The organism is Streptomyces sp. NPDC026246, from assembly GCF_055567995.1.
Map to the genome: position 1 here is coordinate 270,243 of NZ_JBVHPJ010000002.1, position 16,752 is coordinate 286,994.

Consider the following 16,752-nt stretch of genomic DNA (forward strand, 5'->3'; position numbering starts at 1 on the left):
AGTGGCCGCGGCCCTGCTCGCGAACACCCTGTACAGCCTCGGTTTCGTGCTGGAGAAGCGGGCGCTGACGTCACTGCCGGAGGTGAGCATCCGCCGCCCGGCCCGGCTGCTGCGCCTCGTCCTCGGCAGCCCCTTGTGGATCGGCGGTTCCCTCGCCCTCGCCGCGGGGTTCGCGGCCCAGCTCGTCGTCTACCGCACCCTGCCCATCGCCGCCGCCCAGGGCATCTTCGTCTCCGGTCTGGTGCTGCTGGTGCTGCTGTCGTCCCGGCTGCTCGGGGAGGAGACGACCGGCCGGGAACGGTACGCGCTGGGCGGGATCCTGCTCGCGCTGCTGATGGTGGTGCTGTCGCTGCGGCAGGGCACGGACACCGTCGGGCAGGACGCCCCCTACCCGCTGGTCCTGCTGGTGTGCGTGCCGTCGCTGGCGGCCGGGGTGTGGCTGTACGGCTCCGCCGAGCGGCGCGCCCGCAACCGGCACCGGCGCCCCACGACCGGTGTGGAGTACGGCGTGGCCGTGGGACTGCTGTACGGCGTCAGCTCCCTGGCGATCAAGGGCGTCTCCGGGCGGCTGACGGCCGACGGGATCGGCGGCGCCGTCCTCGGTCTGCTCGGCTCCCCGTACCCGTATCTGCTGCTGTTCACCGGCGCGTTCGGCCTGGTGATGTCGCAGGCGGCGCTCCAGCGCTGCCGGGCTTCCCTGATCGTGCCGGTGTGCACCACCGTGACCAGCCTGTTCACGGCCGTGCTCGGCACCCTGTCGTTCGGCGAGGCCCTCCCGCACGAGCCGTTCCGGCTCGCCCTGCGGGTGACCGGCACGGCGCTGGCGGTGGCCGTGCTGCTGACCATGCCGAAGCACGACTCCGCTCCCCGACCCCACGAACCGGCCAAGGAGTTGGCATCACCGTGAAGCCCGACGACCCGCTGCTGAAGATCCTGGCCTGCCCGCTCGACAAGGGCCCGCTGCACCTGCTGCCCGCGCGGGCCGGGCAGCAGGAGGCGCTGTACAACCCGCGCCTGCACCGCCGCTACCCGGTCGTGGACGGCATCCCGCAGCTGCTGCCGTCCTCCGGCGAACAGGTGCCGGACGACGAGCACGAGACGCTCCTGAAGAGGATGGCGCCATGACCGGTGTCGCGGCCCGGCTCGCGCCCTTCCTGCCCCCGCGCCTGGTGGCCGCGACCGCGCGGGCGCTGTACCCCCGGTTCGAACCGGAGCTGGCCCGGCTGGCCGAGCTGTGCCCGCCGGGCTGCCGCACGGCGGTGGACGTCGGCGGCTGGTACGGGCCGTGGACGCACCGGCTGTCCGCCCGCGCCGAGCACGTCGTCACGATCGAGCCGGTGCCCCGGCTGGCCCGGCTGCTGACCGCGGCGGCCCCGCCGAACGTCCGCGTGGTCCGGGCCGCGGCCTCCGACCGGCCCGGCATCGCCCGCCTGTGGCTGCCCGCGGACGACGCGGGCGACCGGGGGGTGTCCTCCCTGGTCCGGCGGGACATCCACGGCCGGTCCCTGGACGTGCCCTGCGTGACGCTGGACGAACTCGGCCTGCGCGACGTCGGCTTCGTCAAGATCGACGTGGACGGCAACGAACCGGCCGTCCTGCGCGGGGCGACCGGTCTGCTGGCCCGCGACCGCCCGGCCCTGTTCGTGGAGCTGGAGGCGCGCATCCAGCCGATCGCGCCGGTGGTGACGTATCTGAACCTGCTGGGCTACGACGGCTGGGTGCTGCCCGGCGACACCTGGGTGCCGCTGGCCGCGTTCCCGCTGGAGGAGCACCAGCAGGCCGCCTCCTACGTCGTCTCCCACGGCCTGCTCCGCCGGGTCCTGCCCTCGTCCCTGCTGCGCGGGCCGCGGTACGTCAACTCCGTGCTGTTCCTGCCCGACGGCCGCCGCCCCGGTCCCGCCCCGGTCGGCGACGATGGGTCCCATGCCCTCCGGAACACACCCCGCTAGTCCCTTCACCCCGCTCGACTTCCAGCTGGTGCTGCTGCGCCGCATGGCCGACCACAATCCCGGTCTGGTGGAGGACGCCCGCCGCGAGCTGGGCGTGTCCGTCGCGGAGATGCGCGAGGCGAACAGGCGCTGGCAGGCGACGGTCCGCTCCCCGCGCTCCCGCGCGCCCCTCGCGCGCTACCGCCGGGTGCTGGGCGAGCCGGAGTCCCGGGCCGCCCGCCGGATCGGCGACCTCGACTGCGAGGCCCACCTGTGGCCGGTGCCGCTGTGGCCGTCCCTGCGCTTCGAGGTGCTGACCGCCCCGAACGGCGCGGTCTGGAACGAGTGGCTGGTCCGCGCCCCGGGCACGCCGGGGCCCGCCCTGCGCACCCTGGACGATCTCGCCCCGTGGTCCTGCACGGTCGACGAGGCGGCCCGGGCGTTCGCCCCGGTCCGTCCGCTGGAGGGCACGGCACCGACCCGCTGGGGCCTGGCGTTCAGCGCCCCGGACGCCGGGGGCGTACCGCGGCAGGTGGTCGCCGAGTTCACCTGGGGCCTGCTCCAGCGGGTGTCGGCCGGCGGCACCCGGGACTGAGGAGCGCCGGCGGTCCCGGGAGCGTCAGGCTCCGGTGGGCCGCTGCGCCCTCGGGGGTACGCACCACCAGGCCAGGACGGCCGCGGCGAGGTAGGCGAGGGCTCCGGCGAGCATGCCGGCGCGTACCCCCGTGCCGTAGGTCGCCGCGGAGGCGAGCAGGCTGCCGCCGAGGGCGACACCCGTGGCGCTGCCGATCTGCCGGGAGGTGTTGAACAGGGCGGAGGCGGCCCCGGCGTGGGCCGCGGGCGCGGCGCCCATCACGGTGGCGGTGGAGCCGGTGAGCGCGAAGGACGTGCCGAAACCCGCGGTCATCATGGGCACGATCAGCAGCGCGTACGCGGGCCCGGCCCCGGCGGCCGCCCAGCCCGCCAGGCCGAGCCCGGCCAGGAGCATGCCGGCGACCACCAGCGGCCGGTCGCCCGTACGGCGGGTGAGCCGGCCGGACAGCACGGAGGCGAACATGGTCATCGCCACCGCCGGGAACAGCGCCAGCCCGGTGCCCAGGGCGCTGTAGCCGCGCTGGTGCTGGAACTCCAGGCTGGCGGTGAACACCATGCCGTAGAAGCCGAAGTTGAACAGCAGGCCGATCAGGGCGCCGCCGCCCATCGCCCGGGAGCGCAGCAGTCCCAGGGGCAGCAGCGGGGAGCGGGCGAGACGCTCGCGCAGGGCGAAGGCCGCCGCGGCCGAGACGGCCAGGCCCAGTCCGGCGAGCACGGCCGGGTCGGACCAGCCCCGCCGCCCGGCCTCGTTGAGGGAGCCGGTCAGCAGGGCCACCGCCGCCACGACGGCGGCCTGCGCCGGCAGGTCGAGGGGCCGGTCGGGGCGGCGGGGCGAGCGGGCCACGTGCCGCAGGGTCAGCGCGAGGCAGACCGCGCCGACGGGCAGGTTGATCAGGAACACCCAGCGCCAGCCCACCGTGGACACCAGCAGCCCGCCCAGCAACGGCCCGGCGGAGGCGGCGATCCCTGCCATCGCGCCCCACAGTCCGAAGGCCCGCGAGCGCTCCGCCGGCTCCGGGTAGGCCTGCTGGAGCAGGGCCAGCGAGCCCGGCACGATCAGCGCGGCGCCGAGTCCCTCCACCAGACGGGCCACGACGAGGAAGGCGGTGTCGGGCGCGAGCGCGCAGGCGGCCGACGCGAGCGTGAACACCGTGACGCCGGCGCAGAAGACCCGCCGGTTGCCCAGCCGGTCCCCCAGCGCACCGCCCGTGAGCAGGAACCCGGCGAAGACCAGGGTGTAGCCGTCGGTGATCCACTGGATGCCGGTCAGCGAGGCCGACAGCTCCCGGCCGATCACCGGCACGGCGACGTTGATGACCGTGACGTCGAGGATCACCATGAAGTACCCGGCGCACACCGCGAGCAGCGGTGCCCGGGGCCGGTGCGCGGAGGGCATGCCCCACCACTACACCAAGAGCCGCTTCAGTGGACGAACCGCATGCCCGGGACGCTCATCCGGCGGCGGCCAGGACCTCCCGGACGACCAGAGGCACGGACTGGGGGTGCAGGTCGAGGAACAGGTTCGGTTCGATCAGCTCCAGCTCCATCACGCACGGCTTCCCGTCCGGTCCTGTGACCAGGTCGACGCGCGCGTACAGCAGTCCGGCGCCGCCGGGCACGGCGGCCAGCGCCTGCTCGGCGACGGCCAGTTCGGCCTCCGTCGGCCGCCAGGGGCGCAGGTCCGGGTGGGCGACCTTGTCGGCGTCGTACGCGGTGCCCGGCGCGAGGACGGCGCCCTTGACACTGGCGTGCAGCAGCCGGCCGCCGAAGAACTGCAGCGCCCGCTCGCCCTCGGTGTCGATGGCGGCCAGATACGGCTGCACCATCACGGTGAACCCCTCGGCGTGCATGCGTTCCACCTGCCGCAGGGCGGCGTCCCGTTCCCCGGCCGGGTAGCGGCCGGCGTAGCGGGCACCGGCCCCCGAGGCGGGCTTCACGACGTACTCGTGACCGGTGGGCAGTTCGGCGGGGACTCCCGGCGCGAAGTACCGGGTGGGCACGGTGGGCACCCCGGCGTCGGCGAGCTGCCCGAGGTAGCGCTTGTCGGCGTTCCACCGCACGACGCCGACCGGATTGAGCAGCCGGGTCGCCGTCGCGCAGGTCTCGGCCCAGGCGGCGAACTCCGCGGCACGCCAGCTGTAGTCCCAGGTGGAGCGGATGAGGGCCAGGTCGAACCCGGCCCAGTCGGCCGACGGGTCGTCCCAGGCGACGGCCCGGGCGTCGGCGCCGCCCTCCCGCAGCGCCGACACGAGCACCGGCAGGTCCCGGTCCTTGTGCTCCTGGCCGCCGGGGTCGTAGGTGACGAGCGCGATGCGCGGGCTGCCGGCCACGGGCGACTCCATCCTCGTACGGGTGATCGATCCGCTTCCCGCCGCAGGCTAACAACCCACCGTGCGACCCCCGCAGCGGGCATGGCGTGCCCGGTGGCGGCCAGGGCGGCGCGCGCCGCCGGGCCTTCCCCGCATCGGTGGCGGAAGGCAGGACCGGCCGTGCGGGTGTTTCTCCGGGCCGCCGTTGGTGTACGGAGGAATCGTGGGGGGTGTCGTCCCGGTGGTGGTGGGCCCGGTGGTGGGCGTGCGGGCCGGGGCCGGCCTCCGCGAGCCCCGCCGCGACCGGCGGGCATCCGACAGCAAGGAGACGTCGAGCGTGACCCCTCTCTTCCCGGCCCTCACCCACGATCCGGCCGACCGGCCCGCCCTGCGGTTCGGTGAACGGGCCCTGACCTACGCACAGCTCGCCGCAGCCGCCGGTGCGCTGGCGGGCCGGATCGGCGGGGCCTCGCGGGTCGCCGTCCGGGCGACGCCCACGCTGGAGACGGCGGTCGCCGTCGTCGCCGCGCTGCTGGCCGGTGTTCCGGCCGTGCCGCTCAACCCGAAGTCGGGCGACCGGGAGCTGGCGCACATCCTGGCCGACAGCGCGCCCGGCCTGCTGCTCACGGCCCCCGACGACCAGCTCCCCGCTCCGCTGCGGGACCTCACCCGCGTGGACGTCGACGTGCACGCCACCGGCCCCGTCCCCGCGGACGACCACGCCGGGGAAGCCCCGGCGCTCGTCGTCTACACCTCGGGCACGACCGGGCCGCCCAAGGGCGCCGTCCTCCCCCGCCGGGCGCTCGCCGCCACCCTGGACGCCCTCGCCGACGCCTGGCAGTGGACCGGCGACGACGTCCTGGTGCACGGACTGCCGCTGTTCCACGTGCACGGACTGGTCCTGGGCGTCCTCGGCCCGCTGCGGCGCGGCGGCTCGCTGCGGCACCTCGGCCGGTTCAGCACCCAGGGCGTGACCCGCGAGCTGAACGCGGGCGCCACCATGCTGTTCGGCGTGCCGACGATGTACCACCGCATCGCCGAGGCCGTGACCGGCGACCCGGACCTGGTGAAGGCGCTCACCGGGGCGCGGCTGCTGGTCTCCGGCTCCGCCGCGCTGCCCGTGCACGACCACGGCCGGATCGCGATGGCGACCGGACGCCGGGTGATCGAGCGGTACGGCATGACGGAGACGCTGATGAACACCAGCGTCCGCGCCGACGGCGAGGCCCGTCCGGGCACGGTCGGCGTGCCGCTGCCGGGTGTGGAGCTGCGGCTGGTGGAGGAGGACGACACGGAGATCACCGCCTGCGACGGGCAGACCGTGGGCGAGATCCAGGTGCGCGGCCCCAACCTGTTCTCCGAGTACCTCAACCGCCCCGACGCCACCGCCGCCGCCTTCACCGCCGACGGCTTCTTCCGCACCGGCGACATGGCGGTGCGCGACCACGACGGCTGTGTCCGGATCGTCGGCCGCAAGGCCACCGACCTGATCAAAAGCGGCGGTTACAAGATCGGGGCCGGTGAGATCGAGAACGCGCTCCTCGAACACCCCGGGGTGCGGGAGGCGGCCGTCACCGGGGAGCCCGACGCCGACCTCGGTGAGCGGATCGTGGCGTGGATCGTGCCGACGGACCCCCAGTCGCCGCCGCCCGCCGAGGAGTTGGCCGGACATGTGGCCGAGCGTCTCGCGCCGCACAAGCGGCCCCGGGTCGTCCGGTACCTCGACGCCCTGCCCCGCAACGACATGGGCAAGATCATGAAGCGGGCGCTGCCCCATGGCTGACCGCCTGTCCGCCCGTGGCGTCCTGGCCGCCCTCGCCGACGACTCCACCTTCGACGAACTCCCCTCCCCCGCGCGGCCGTCCCGGCCCGACGGCCCGCTCACCTGGCCGGGCTACGACACCTCGCGCTCCCGGGCCGCCGAGCGCACCGGCGAGGACGAGTCCGTGGTGTGCGGCACCGCCCGCGTCGGCGGCACCCGGGCGGTGCTGATCGCGTTCGAGTTCGGCTTCCTCGGCGGTTCCCTGGGTGAGCGCACCGGCGACCGGCTGGAGGCGGCGTACGCCTGCGCCCGTGAGCGGCGGCTGCCGGTCGTGCCGCTGGTCGCCACCGGTGGCAGCCGGATGCAGGAGGGCATGCTCGCGCTGACCCAGCTCCAGCGCGTGGCGCGGCAGTCGGCCCTCACCCGGCGGGCCGGGCTCCCCCAGGTGGCGGTGGTGCGCGACCCGACCACCGGGGGCGGCTGGGCCACCCTGGGCGCGGGCGCCGACGTGGTGCTCGCGCTGCCGGGCGCCCAGGTCGGCTTCGCCGGCTCCCGGGTGCGCCCGGCGGACGCCGACCCCTCGGCGTACACGGCCGAGGCGCAGTTCGCGGCGGGGGCGGTGGACACCGTCGTCCGGCCGGAGGAGCTGCGCGGGACGCTCGCGCGGTGGCTGCGGCTGCTGACGTGCCCGTCCCGGGTGCCCGCCCCGCCGCCCGGCGCGCTCGGCGGCTCGGCCGGACTGCCCGCCACGGGCTGGGACGCCGTCCGGCGCGCCCGCTCACCCCGGCGCCCGCGCGCCGCCGCCTATCTGGACGCCTACTTCACGGACCGGGTCGCGATCAGCGGTGACCGCTGCGGCGGCACGGACCTGGACGGCATGCTGTGCGGCTTCGGTGAGCACGAGGGCCGCACCGTCGCCTTCGCCGCGCAGACCGGGGCCGCGACGCGGCCCGCCGGGTACCGCACGGCGGCCCGGCTGGTCCGGCTGGCGGACCGGCTCGGCATCCCGGTGCTGACGCTCGTCGACACCCCGGGCGCGGCCAACGACGCCGAGGCGGAACGGCAGGGCGCGGGCCCGGCGATCGCCGAGCTGTTCGGCGCGATCGCGGCCGCCCGCACCCCCGTGACCACGCTGGTCGTCGGCGAGGGCGGCTCCGGCGGCGCCCTCGCCCTGGCCGCGCCCGGCAACACCTGGGCCACGCCCGACAGCTACTTCTCGGTGATCGCCCCGGAGCTCGCGGCGGCGATCCTCAAGCTGCCGCCGCGCGAGGTGGAGCCGACGGCGGACCGGCTCCGCATCCGCCCCCAGGACCTGGTGGAACTCGGGGTGATCCGCGGCACGGTCGGACCTTGAAGTCGGGTGCAGGTCTCACCCACGCGCCGCCGGAATCGCTCGCCGCCCCCGAGACCCGTGCCGATCGGCTTCGACGGCCCCGTGGCCCGGTCGTTCCCGGCGGCCACCGCCCGGGACGCCGTCGCCGGCCTCCTCGCGCTCGTCGCCGGGCACCGTGTCGCCGTGCGCCTCGACCCGCGGAACGCCGCGGCCGTGGCCGGACCGGCGTCCTCCACCGCACGAGAGCTGCGCGAAGCCGGCTGCGAAACGGCCGTGACCTCCCTCTCTCCCCTGCTGGAGGCCGCCAGGTCACGGTGACGGGGCCCGGTACGCCCGTTCGGCGGTGCCCCGCCCGGCCCCCTCCGGAAGGCGCGCCGGTGCCCTCACCCCCACGATGCGAAGGAGGGACGCCGTTCGGCGGCCCGACGTCCAGCGAGGCCCGCCACCTGGCGGCCCCCCACGGTCTGTGCTCTCGGGAGGACCTGCCATGACCGCCAGTCTGGAGCAGTTGCGACGCTGCCACTTCGCCGTCGATCTGGGAGCTGCCCGCACCCGCGTCTACGTCAAGGGCGCCGGTCTCGTCGTCGACCAGCCGTCCGCCGCCGCCGTGAACACGCGTACCGGGGCCCTGATCGCGGTCGGGGAGCTCGCGGAGAAGATGACGGGCCGCACCCCGCACTACATCCGGGTGGTCCGGCCCGTCTCCGGAGGCACCGTCGTCGACATCGAGATGGCGCAGCGCATGCTGCGCCACCTGCTCGGCGACAAGATGCGCCGCGCGCTGCGCCGCAAGCCGATCCTGCGGGCCGCGGCCTGCACCCCGCACGACGCCGACCCGCTCGCCCAGCGCGCGGCGATCGAGACGCTCGTCGGACTCGGTGCCCGCCGCGTCGAACTCGTCGACACGCTGATCGCCGCCGCCGTCGGCTGCGGACTGCCGGTCGAGCAGCCCGAGGCGACCATGATCATGGTGTGCGGGGCGGCGGCCACCCAGGTGGCGGTGCTGTCGCTCGGCGCGATCGTCACCGCCGAGCGCATCCCGGTGGGTGGCGACGCCGTCGACAACGCGATCGTGCAGCACCTGCGCCACCAGCACGAGCTGATGCTGCCCAGCCAGTCGGTCCGGCCGCTGCAACTGGCCCTGTCCGGCAACGGACTGACCCCGCAGGGTCCGGCGTCCACGGAGATCCACGGCAGGGACGTCGCCACCGGCCTGGCCCGCTCGGTCCAGGTGGACACCGCCGCCGTGCGGGAGGCCATCCAGACGCCGCTCACCGCGATCCTCGACGGCATCGGCAAGGTCCTGCGGGCCTGCCCGCCCGACCTGGTCGCCGACCTGGCCGACCGGGGCATCATGATGGTCGGCGGCAGCGCCCTGCTGCCCGGCCTGGACCAGATGCTGCGGCAGGCGACGGGCATGCCGGTGCACATCGCCGAACGGCCCGACGTGTGTGCCGTGCAGGGTCTCGGCGCGATGCTGGAGGGCCGGATCGAGCCGCTGGCCCTGGACCCGCTGGCCACCTGACCCGCCGGCCGGCCGGGTCGAGCCGCCCCGGCCCACCGAGCCCCGCCCCCGCACCCCCACGCCCCGCCGTGATCACGGCGGGGCGCGGGGGCGTGCGCACCACCCGCGGCCCCTCCCAGCCGTCCGCCGGTCGCCGTCCGCCGTCCGCACCACCCGCTCCGGTGACCGGCCGAGCCCCGGTCGTCCCCGGCCCGGTGTGTACTTGGCCGCGCGGCGGGCAGGCGCACCGACGGGCGTCCACGGGCGAGTTCCGTCGTGCAGTCCTACCGGGCGGCCACCACCGAGGAGGACCGACAAGGCGGTGACATGACCTCAGCGGCATCATCACATCTCACGGGAGGACTGGGCGCCCTGGTCGTCAGTGGCCGCGTGGACGGGGACCGCGCCGCACTCACCCCGCGCGGCGAGCTCGTGTACGGCTGCGCCGAGACGCTCGCGGAGGTCCTGTCCGACCTTCCGGCCGGCGTCACGCGCGTCGACCTGGACATGGGGGACGTGCACTTCATGGACACCGCCGGGCTGCAGTTCCTGGAGGTGCTGAGGGACTGCGCCGGGCAGCGGGCGCTGACGGTCACGGCCACCAACTGGAACGGCCAGCCGAGGCGGATCCTGGAGCTGGCGGGCCTGGACACGACCGACCCGGTGTCCGGCCGGGCCGCGACCGCCCCGGCCTCCGCCCTCGCGCCCCCCGCGCCCTCGGTGGTCGCCCTGGAGCGCGCGGAACGCCTGCAGGTGCTCCAGGCGGAGGTCGAGCAACTGCGCCACGCCATCGCCTCCCGCCCGGTCATCGACCAGGCCCGGGGCGTGCTGATGGCCACGCACGGCTGCACCTCCGACGAGGCGTGGCACCTCCTGCGCGAGGCGTCCCAGCTGTCGAACACCAAGCTCCGGGACGTGGCGGCGGCGGTGACGGCGAGCGCCGACGGGGACGGCCCGCCGCCCCCGCCCGGCCTCCGCTCGGCGCTGCGGCGGGCTCTGGGGAAACTCCGCCGGGGCTGACGGGAGCCGACCGCCCCGCCACCGAGCCGGTTTCACGCCGGTGGCGCCCGGGTACCCGGCGGCGGCCCGCTCCGCCCTCCGGCGAGGAGAACCCCCATGGGTGTCGATCCCCTCGATCCCCTCGAGCACCGAGGCATCCCCCTCGCACGCCGGTTCCGCAACCGGCGGGAGCCGTACGCCGAGCCGACCGACCCCGACCAGGCCGATCCGTACACGCGCTGCCGGTTCGTCACGACGAACGGCATCGAGGCCGAGGCCCTCCTGTCCAGTCACCAGTTCGCTCGCCGCTGCCCCGACCCCGAGGCCAAACGGCGGCCCGCGCAGGTCCGTTACGTCCAGGCCCAACGGCACAAGGCCGTCAACTGGCTGCTGGCCCACGCCCGCGCCGAGGAGCGCTGCGCGTTCCTCCACATCCGGCGGCGTGCCGATCCGGAGCGGCCGGCCTCCATGGCGTTGGCCGTGACGGCCGCCGAGGCCATGGCCCCGACGTATCCGCACCCCGGTACGGAGTCCGCGGCGACGCACAGGGCCCCCGGCCCGCCCGCGGCCGTGATCGACCGCACCCGCGACGCCGTCCGCGAAGCCCTGGGCGCGGGCGGGTGACCCGCCACCGCCACCCCGCCCGTGGGGCGTCGCCGGGCGCCGGCGCCGCGTCCGCCGACGAGGCCGGCTCCCTTCCGCTTTCCCACCGGCATCGTCCGCACGACGGCTGCGGCGGCGTCCGCCCCGGTCCACACGGCAGGTCCGGCGGTCTCGTCGCCGTTTTGGCGGGCCGGCCACCGGGCCGCCGCTCCCGGCGGCCGGCACCCGGGGCCGTGCGATGACGACGCCGGCACCGCTGCCCGTGCTCGCCGTACTGGGCTGCGCGCTCTACACGGCCTGCGCGGTCCGGCTCCGCCGTCGCGGGGACCGCTGGCCGGTACGCCGCGACGCCGGCTTCTGGCTGGGCGGCGGGCTGCTGCTCGCGGCGTTCGCCGTGCCGTGGGAGACGTGGCTGGCGCCGTTCACCGCGCACATGGCCGCCCACCTGCTCGCCGGGATGGCGGCGCCGATCCCGCTGGTCCTCGCCCGCCCGGTCACGCTGGCCCTGCGCACCCTCCCGCCGCCCGGCCGGCGCGCCCTGGTCCGGTTCACCCGCTCCCGCCCCGTCAGCGCGCTGGTGTTCCCGCCGGTGGCCGCGGCCCTGGACATCGGCGGCCTGTGGCTGCTGTACCGGGCGCCGGTTCCGTCCTCCTGGCACCACAGTCCCCTGCTCACCCTGCACCTCTTCGCCGCCGGAGTGCTCTTCACCTTCGCGCTGCTGGCCGTGGACCCGATCCGCCACCGGCCGGGCCTCGCCGTGCGCGGCGGCACCCTGCTGGCGGCCGCCGCGGCCCACACGGTCCTGGCCAGGAGCCTGTGGGAGACGGGCCCGCCGGGCACCGCCCACACCCCGGCCGACCTGCATTCCGCCGCCCGGCTCATGTACTACGGCGGCGACGTCGTGGAGATCGTCCTGGCGCTGGTGCTGGCGTCCCAGTGGTATCGCGCGCGGGGCCGATCGCTCCGGACCCACCGGGGTACCCGGCAGGCCGCCGCAGCGTAAGGAGAGGCACATGAGCGAGCAGACCCCGTCGCAGGCCGAGGGCGACCGCGACGACGAGCCGGACACCACGCCCACTCCCACCCCGTCCCAGGCCGAGGGCGACCGGGACGACGAGCACGACACGGACGACGACGGCACCGCGTAGCAGCACCGCCCGGCGGACGCCTGGAAGGGGAGGACGAGATGAGTGAGAGCGCCGGGAGGCCGGGCCGCGGCGACGCGGCCCCGGCCCACCTGCACGGGACGCCGCACGGCGGGGACGTAGTGTCCTGGTTGTGAGCGATCTGCCTGCCGACCCGGCCCTGCGGGCGGCCTACCGACTGTGCCGACGCCGGACCAGGGACCAGGACCCGGCGGAGTACGCCCTGATCCAGCTGGCCCCCGCCCTCCTGCGCCCGTCCCTGCACGCCCTGTGGGCCGCCGCCAACGCGCTGGACGACCTGGGCGACGACCGCACCGCCCCGGCGGCGCTGCGGGCCACGCGGGTCGCGGCCTGGATCGACGCCCTGCACCGCGAACTGCCCACCGGCACCAGCCCGGACCCGATCCGCCGCGCCCTGGTGGACACCGCGCACCGCTGGCGCCTGGACCTGTCCGAGCTGCACGCCGCCATGACCCAGGTGCAGGACGACACCGGTGGCCGCCGCTTCGCCGACTGGGCCGAGTGGCGCACCTGGGGCCGGGACAACCTGCTGCCCTGGTTCGGGCAGGTCCGCACGATCTTCGACCGCGCGGGCGTGCCCGTCGCCCTGCGCCTGGACTCCCGGGAGGCCTACGAGGAGTTCCTCGACGGCGTCCGGCTGACCGACATCCTCACCGACCTGTCGGCCGACCTGGCCCAGGGCGACCTGCTGCTGCCCGACGAGGCCCTCGACGGTCACCCCGGCTCGGCGCGGGACCTGACGCACCGCCGCTGGAGTCCGGCCGCCGCCGCCCTGGTGACGGAGCTGACCGGGCTGGCCCGGCGCTGGGTGACGCAGCCGGGTCTCACGCGCGGCATGCACCCCGGGCCGGCCACGGTCCTGGACACCATGGCGGCGCTGCTGCGCGCACAACTCGACGCCGTCGACGCGGCGGGACCGTCGGTCCTGCGCGCCCCGCCCCGGCCGTCGCTGCGGACCCGGGCCCGCATCCTCGCTCCGGCGCGCACCCGCGCGGCCCTGGCCTGGACCCTGACCCCGCTCACGGCCCCGCATCCGCACCGGCCCGCCGAGCAGGATCCGGCCGCACCGGCGCCGGGACCGCCCGCGCGGACCTTCCGCCGTCCTCCGCCGCACCCCACCGGCGAGCGGCCGCCGTCCGTCCCGGCGGCGCACCTGCCCGCCCACGTGGCGGTGATCATGGACGGCAACGGCCGCTGGGCCCAGCAGCGCGGCCTGCCCCGGCACGAGGGCCACCGCGCGGGCGCCGCGGCCGTGCGCGAGATGGTCCACGGGGCTCTGGAGATCGGCCTGCGGCACCTGACGCTCTACACCTTCTCCACCGAGAACTGGAGCCGGGACGCGGAGGAGGTCGGGGCGATCCTCGGCCTGCTGCGCGACGAGGTGGCCGACGACCCGTTCCGGGACCTGGACGTCCGCCTGCGCTGGCACGGCCGCGCCGGGCGCCTGCCCCCCGACCTGGTCGACCTGCTCCACCTGAGGGAGCGCACCACCCGCTCGCGCACCGGCCTGACGGTGACGATGTGCATCGACTACGGGGGGCGCGACGAGATCACCCGTACCGCCGCCGCCCTGGCCCGCCGGGCCCGGGCCGGCCATCTGGACCCGGACCTGATCTCCGAGGAGGTGTTCGCCCGGCACCTGCCGCAGCCGGACATGCCGGACGTGGACCTGCTCTGGCGCACCGGCGGCGAGCAGCGCACCTCCAACTTCCTGCCCTGGCACGCGGCCTACGCCGAGCTGCACTTCACCCCGGAGCTGTGGCCCGACGCCGACCGCCGCGACCTCTGGCGGGCCGTCACCGCCTACACCGGCCGGCAGCGCCGTCTGGGTGCGACCCCGGCGACGACGGGCCCGGCGGGGCACGCCGGCTGACGGGTCGTCGGGGGAACGGCGAAGGGCGCCGCCTCGAAGCGGCGCCCTGCTGGACGAACCCGGGCAGAAACGGTTCTGCGCGGGTGGCGCATGGTGGGGCGGGTGGGACTCGAACCCACGGCCGACGGATTATGAGTCCGCTGCTCTAACCGGCTGAGCTACCGCCCCATAGCGGCGTGTCGCGTACACGTGTGCGCGCCGTCTGCCGCAGCATAGCCGCTCATACGATCTCCTGCTTCGGATGGTCGGCTACGCCACGGCGCTCGTGACCATGAGGACCGCACCGGCTGCCGCGCGGTTCCCGAAGATCGCCACGGACATGAAAAAGGACCCCTGCGAGGGGTCCTCGTCCATCTGCTCCCCCGACTGGACTCGAACCAGTAACCTGCCGGTTAACAGCCGGCTGCTCTGCCAATTGAGCTACGGAGGACCGAGCTCCCCGGACTGGACTCGAACCAGTAACCTGCCGGTTAACAGCCGGCTGCTCTGCCAATTGAGCTACCGAGGAAGGTCTCGTACGCATCGAACGTACCTACCTGGGTATTCGCCAGGGGGCGCGCGCTCGCTGCGACACATACATTAGCGCAAGCAGGGGGGTGCTCCGCCAATCGGTACTCCCCGGCGCCCGCGCCGCACCGGAGACCTCTGCAAAGAAGGGTGGCAGCCATGCGTTACCGGCTCACGTTCGTCGCCGGAGTCGTTCTGGGTTACGTGCTGGGCACGAAGGCCGGACGCGAGCGCTACGAACAGCTCAAGAAGTCGGCCCGGCAGTTCGCACAGAACCCGGCCGTGCGGAACACCGCGGAGACGGCGGCCCACCAGGGCCGCGAGTTCGCGGGCAAGGCGTACCACGTGGTCAGCGACAAGGTCGGCGACCGCGTGCCCGAGTCGGTGGCCGACCGGGTCCGCCACCTCCGCGACCGCGCCACGCACAACGGCGGCCAGGACGACTGGGGCACGAGCAACACCTGAACGCTTCCTTCTGATGCCGGGTGCGACCCCGCCCTCCAGGGGCGCGGGGCGCCGCACGACCAGCCACGACGGGCCCGCACCCGGCCGCCGGGGGACCCCTGCGGCGCCCACGGCCCGACCCGGGCGGCGCGTGCGGCAGAATTTCGGCCATGGGGATAGTCGCCGGGTTGGACAGTTCGCCCGATTTCACTCGTATCGTCGTCTGTGACGCGGATACCGGAGCCGTGCTCAGGCAGGGATATGCACCGCATCCGGTGGAGAGCCCCGAGAGCGGCGGCCGGCCGTCCGACGTCGATCCGCAGGCCTGGCTGCTGTCCCTGGGCGAGGCCGCGGGCGGCGGGCTGCTGGAGGGTGTGCAGGCGATCGGCGTCTCGGCCCAGCAGAACGCCGTCGTGCCGCTGGACGCGCAGGGCAACACCGTGCGCCCGGCCCTGGTCGGCGGTGACAAGCGGACGCAGGTCGCCGCGGCCGACCTGGTCGACGCGCTCGGCGGGCGCGAGGCGTGGGCCCAGGCGGTGGGCTGTGTGCCGCAGGCCCCGCAGCCGGTGACCAAGCTGCGCTGGCTGGCCCGGACCGAGCCGGAGAACGCGCGGCGCACGGCCGTTCTGCTGCAGGCGCACGACTGGCTGGTGTGGCAGTTGCTGGGCCGGCCGGTGCGCCGGACCACCGACCGGGGCGGGGCGTCCGGCACCGGGTACTGGTCCGCGGCCACCGGTGCCTACCGGCCCGACCTCGTCGAGCTGGCGCTCGGGCACCAGGCGATGCTGCCGGAGGTGATCGGTCCCGCGGACGCCGCCGGGACGACGCCGGAGGGCCTGCTGATCTCCGTGGGGACCGGCGAGACGATGGCGGCGGCGTTCGGCCTCGGCATCGGTCTCGGTGACGCGGTCGTGTCGCTGGGCGCGTCCGGGTCCGTCATGGCCGTCCACCCCGAGGCGCTGGTCGACGGCTCCGGGATGATCACCGCGCTGGCGGACGCCACCGGCATGCACCTGCCGGTCGTCACCACCCTCAACGCCGTGCGGGCCCTGCGCGGGACCGCCGAACTGCTGGGGCTGCCCGATCTGGAGAGCCTGTCCGACCTGGCGATGAAGTCGACACCCGGCTCGCACGGGCTGGTGCTGCTGCCCTATCTGGAGGGCGAGCGGACGCCCAGCCTGCCGCACGCCGCGGGGACCCTGGCCGGGCTCAGGCGGGAGTCGATGAAGGCGGAGCACCTGGCACGGGCCGCCTTCGAGGGCATGCTGTGCGGGCTCGCGGACGCGCTGGACGTGCTGCGGGCCCGGGGCGTCGAGGTGCGCCGGGTGTTCCTGCTCGGGCCGGCCGCGGAACTGCCCGCCGTGCAGGCCGCCGCGCCGATGCTGTTCGGCACCCAGGTCGTGGTGCCGCAGCCGGCGGACTACGCGGCGATCGGCGCCGCCCGCCAGGCGGCCTGGGCGCTCGGGGCGTCGCAGGGCACGCTCGACGCGCGCACCCCGCCGGCCTGGCAGGGAGCCGTCGCGCAGGTGCTGGAGCCCGGGGAGGAGCTGGCCGTGGGGCAGGCGGTGCGGCAGCAGTTCGTGGCGGTGCGGGAGCAGACGCATCCGGGGGCGCTGCGGCTGTAGCGGCCGAAGGGTAAGAAGTCGGTGAGGACGCGGCGTTTCCGGCCGCTCGTCGGGCTGATTCGGTTGAGGTAACGCCGGTGGGGTGGTCGACGATAGGGGCCAGGG

General features: G+C 75.6%; 17 protein-coding genes and 3 tRNA genes. 15 read left to right on the plus strand and 5 right to left on the minus strand.

The window, feature by feature from the left end:
* Window position 1: 1 nt before the first annotated feature.
* Genes ACZ4M5_RS05330 through ACZ4M5_RS05345 form a run of 4 tightly spaced genes read left to right on the plus strand, consistent with a single transcriptional unit; the run spans window position 2 to window position 2,523 of the window.
* Entirely contained in the window at window positions 2–907 is a 906-nt protein-coding gene (locus ACZ4M5_RS05330) for a hypothetical protein (RefSeq protein WP_467734241.1), read from the plus strand.
* Window positions 904–1,125 (plus strand): Trm112 family protein, encoded by a 222-nt coding sequence (locus ACZ4M5_RS05335; RefSeq protein WP_467733311.1) that lies wholly within the window; start codon window positions 904–906, stop codon window positions 1,123–1,125. The genes ACZ4M5_RS05330 and ACZ4M5_RS05335 overlap by 4 nt, the downstream gene beginning before the upstream one ends.
* Window positions 1,122–1,949, plus strand: coding sequence for an FkbM family methyltransferase (locus ACZ4M5_RS05340; RefSeq protein WP_467733313.1), 828 nt, complete (start codon window positions 1,122–1,124; stop codon window positions 1,947–1,949). The genes ACZ4M5_RS05335 and ACZ4M5_RS05340 overlap by 4 nt, the downstream gene beginning before the upstream one ends.
* On the plus strand, window positions 1,915–2,523 hold the full coding sequence (locus tag ACZ4M5_RS05345; protein ID WP_467733315.1) for a hypothetical protein: 609 nt from the start codon (window positions 1,915–1,917) through the stop codon (window positions 2,521–2,523). The genes ACZ4M5_RS05340 and ACZ4M5_RS05345 overlap by 35 nt, the downstream gene beginning before the upstream one ends.
* A gap of 24 nt (window positions 2,524–2,547) precedes the next feature.
* Here the strand turns inward: ACZ4M5_RS05345 and ACZ4M5_RS05350 are convergent, their stop codons facing one another.
* Entirely contained in the window at window positions 2,548–3,918 is a 1,371-nt protein-coding gene (locus tag ACZ4M5_RS05350; protein WP_467733317.1) for an MFS transporter, read from the minus strand.
* Window positions 3,919–3,973: 55 nt separating this feature from the next.
* Window positions 3,974–4,864, minus strand: coding sequence for an ATP-grasp domain-containing protein (locus tag ACZ4M5_RS05355; RefSeq protein ID WP_467733319.1), 891 nt, complete (start codon window positions 4,862–4,864; stop codon window positions 3,974–3,976).
* A gap of 304 nt (window positions 4,865–5,168) precedes the next feature.
* Here ACZ4M5_RS05355 and ACZ4M5_RS05360 point away from each other — a divergent pair, with 304 nt between their 5' ends.
* The 9 genes from ACZ4M5_RS05360 (at window position 5,169) to uppS (ending at window position 14,071) form a co-directional block, all read left to right on the plus strand.
* Window positions 5,169–6,614, plus strand: coding sequence for an acyl-CoA synthetase (locus ACZ4M5_RS05360; protein ID WP_467734243.1), 1,446 nt, complete (start codon window positions 5,169–5,171; stop codon window positions 6,612–6,614).
* Window positions 6,607–7,947 (plus strand): carboxyl transferase domain-containing protein, encoded by a 1,341-nt coding sequence (locus tag ACZ4M5_RS05365; protein WP_467733321.1) that lies wholly within the window; start codon window positions 6,607–6,609, stop codon window positions 7,945–7,947. Before ACZ4M5_RS05360 ends, ACZ4M5_RS05365 begins: the two co-directional genes overlap by 8 nt.
* Before the next feature lie 57 nt (window positions 7,948–8,004).
* Window positions 8,005–8,244, plus strand: a complete 240-nt coding sequence (locus ACZ4M5_RS05370) for a hypothetical protein (protein ID WP_467733323.1) — start codon at window positions 8,005–8,007, stop codon at window positions 8,242–8,244.
* 169 nt (window positions 8,245–8,413) lie between these two features.
* A complete protein-coding gene (locus ACZ4M5_RS05375) occupies window positions 8,414–9,451 on the plus strand; it encodes a rod shape-determining protein (protein WP_467733325.1) in 1,038 nt (345 codons plus the stop codon).
* A 306-nt stretch (window positions 9,452–9,757) separates the two neighbouring features.
* The gene (locus tag ACZ4M5_RS05380; protein ID WP_467733327.1) at window positions 9,758–10,450 is read left to right on the plus strand and encodes an ANTAR domain-containing protein; all 693 of its coding nucleotides are present in this window, start codon (window positions 9,758–9,760) and stop codon (window positions 10,448–10,450) included.
* A gap of 96 nt (window positions 10,451–10,546) precedes the next feature.
* Window positions 10,547–11,053: a hypothetical protein gene (locus ACZ4M5_RS05385; protein ID WP_467733329.1), complete on the plus strand. Its 507-nt coding sequence runs from the start codon at window positions 10,547–10,549 to the stop codon at window positions 11,051–11,053.
* Between the two features lie 217 nt (window positions 11,054–11,270).
* Complete coding sequence (locus tag ACZ4M5_RS05390) at window positions 11,271–12,035, plus strand: cytochrome c oxidase assembly protein (protein ID WP_467733331.1); 765 nt, start codon at window positions 11,271–11,273, stop codon at window positions 12,033–12,035.
* Between the two features lie 10 nt (window positions 12,036–12,045).
* A complete protein-coding gene (locus ACZ4M5_RS05395) occupies window positions 12,046–12,180 on the plus strand; it encodes a hypothetical protein (RefSeq protein WP_467733333.1) in 135 nt (44 codons plus the stop codon).
* Between the two features lie 130 nt (window positions 12,181–12,310).
* On the plus strand, window positions 12,311–14,071 hold the full coding sequence (gene uppS / locus ACZ4M5_RS05400) for a polyprenyl diphosphate synthase (protein WP_467733335.1): 1,761 nt from the start codon (window positions 12,311–12,313) through the stop codon (window positions 14,069–14,071).
* A 91-nt stretch (window positions 14,072–14,162) separates the two neighbouring features.
* Here uppS and ACZ4M5_RS05405 read toward each other — a convergent pair.
* The 3 genes from ACZ4M5_RS05405 to ACZ4M5_RS05415 all read right to left on the minus strand — a co-directional run bounded on the left by ACZ4M5_RS05405 (window position 14,163) and on the right by ACZ4M5_RS05415 (window position 14,579).
* Window positions 14,163–14,239 (minus strand) — tRNA-Ile (locus ACZ4M5_RS05405).
* 189 nt (window positions 14,240–14,428) lie between these two features.
* A tRNA-Asn gene (locus tag ACZ4M5_RS05410) sits at window positions 14,429–14,501 on the minus strand.
* 5 nt (window positions 14,502–14,506) lie between these two features.
* Window positions 14,507–14,579, minus strand: a tRNA-Asn gene (locus tag ACZ4M5_RS05415).
* Between the two features lie 158 nt (window positions 14,580–14,737).
* On the opposite strand from ACZ4M5_RS05415, the gene ACZ4M5_RS05420 reads away from it, so the two are divergent.
* Together ACZ4M5_RS05420 and ACZ4M5_RS05425 are read left to right on the plus strand one after the other, a co-directional pair.
* Window positions 14,738–15,043, plus strand: a complete 306-nt coding sequence (locus ACZ4M5_RS05420; protein ID WP_467733337.1) for a YtxH domain-containing protein — start codon at window positions 14,738–14,740, stop codon at window positions 15,041–15,043.
* A gap of 149 nt (window positions 15,044–15,192) precedes the next feature.
* Window positions 15,193–16,647, plus strand: a complete 1,455-nt coding sequence (locus ACZ4M5_RS05425) for a xylulokinase (RefSeq protein ID WP_467733339.1) — start codon at window positions 15,193–15,195, stop codon at window positions 16,645–16,647.
* Window positions 16,648–16,752 lie beyond the last annotated feature (105 nt).

Excerpts from the sequence above, each read along its gene's own strand:
- ACZ4M5_RS05425 (WP_467733339.1), top strand. The coding sequence starts at position 15,193 with ATGGGGATAGTCGCCGGGTTGGACAGTTCGCCCGATTTCACTCGTATC.
- ACZ4M5_RS05375 (WP_467733325.1), top strand. The coding sequence starts at position 8,414 with ATGACCGCCAGTCTGGAGCAGTTGCGACGCTGCCACTTCGCCGTCGAT.
- ACZ4M5_RS05340 (WP_467733313.1), top strand. The coding sequence starts at position 1,122 with ATGACCGGTGTCGCGGCCCGGCTCGCGCCCTTCCTGCCCCCGCGCCTG.
- ACZ4M5_RS05380 (WP_467733327.1), top strand. The coding sequence starts at position 9,758 with ATGACCTCAGCGGCATCATCACATCTCACGGGAGGACTGGGCGCCCTG.
- ACZ4M5_RS05395 (WP_467733333.1), top strand. The coding sequence starts at position 12,046 with ATGAGCGAGCAGACCCCGTCGCAGGCCGAGGGCGACCGCGACGACGAG.
- ACZ4M5_RS05345 (WP_467733315.1), top strand. The coding sequence starts at position 1,915 with ATGGGTCCCATGCCCTCCGGAACACACCCCGCTAGTCCCTTCACCCCG.
- ACZ4M5_RS05365 (WP_467733321.1), top strand. The coding sequence starts at position 6,607 with ATGGCTGACCGCCTGTCCGCCCGTGGCGTCCTGGCCGCCCTCGCCGAC.
- ACZ4M5_RS05385 (WP_467733329.1), top strand. The coding sequence starts at position 10,547 with ATGGGTGTCGATCCCCTCGATCCCCTCGAGCACCGAGGCATCCCCCTC.
- ACZ4M5_RS05355 (WP_467733319.1), bottom strand. The coding sequence starts at position 4,864 with ATGGAGTCGCCCGTGGCCGGCAGCCCGCGCATCGCGCTCGTCACCTAC.
- ACZ4M5_RS05420 (WP_467733337.1), top strand. The coding sequence starts at position 14,738 with ATGCGTTACCGGCTCACGTTCGTCGCCGGAGTCGTTCTGGGTTACGTG.
- ACZ4M5_RS05350 (WP_467733317.1), bottom strand. The coding sequence starts at position 3,918 with ATGCCCTCCGCGCACCGGCCCCGGGCACCGCTGCTCGCGGTGTGCGCC.
- ACZ4M5_RS05390 (WP_467733331.1), top strand. The coding sequence starts at position 11,271 with ATGACGACGCCGGCACCGCTGCCCGTGCTCGCCGTACTGGGCTGCGCG.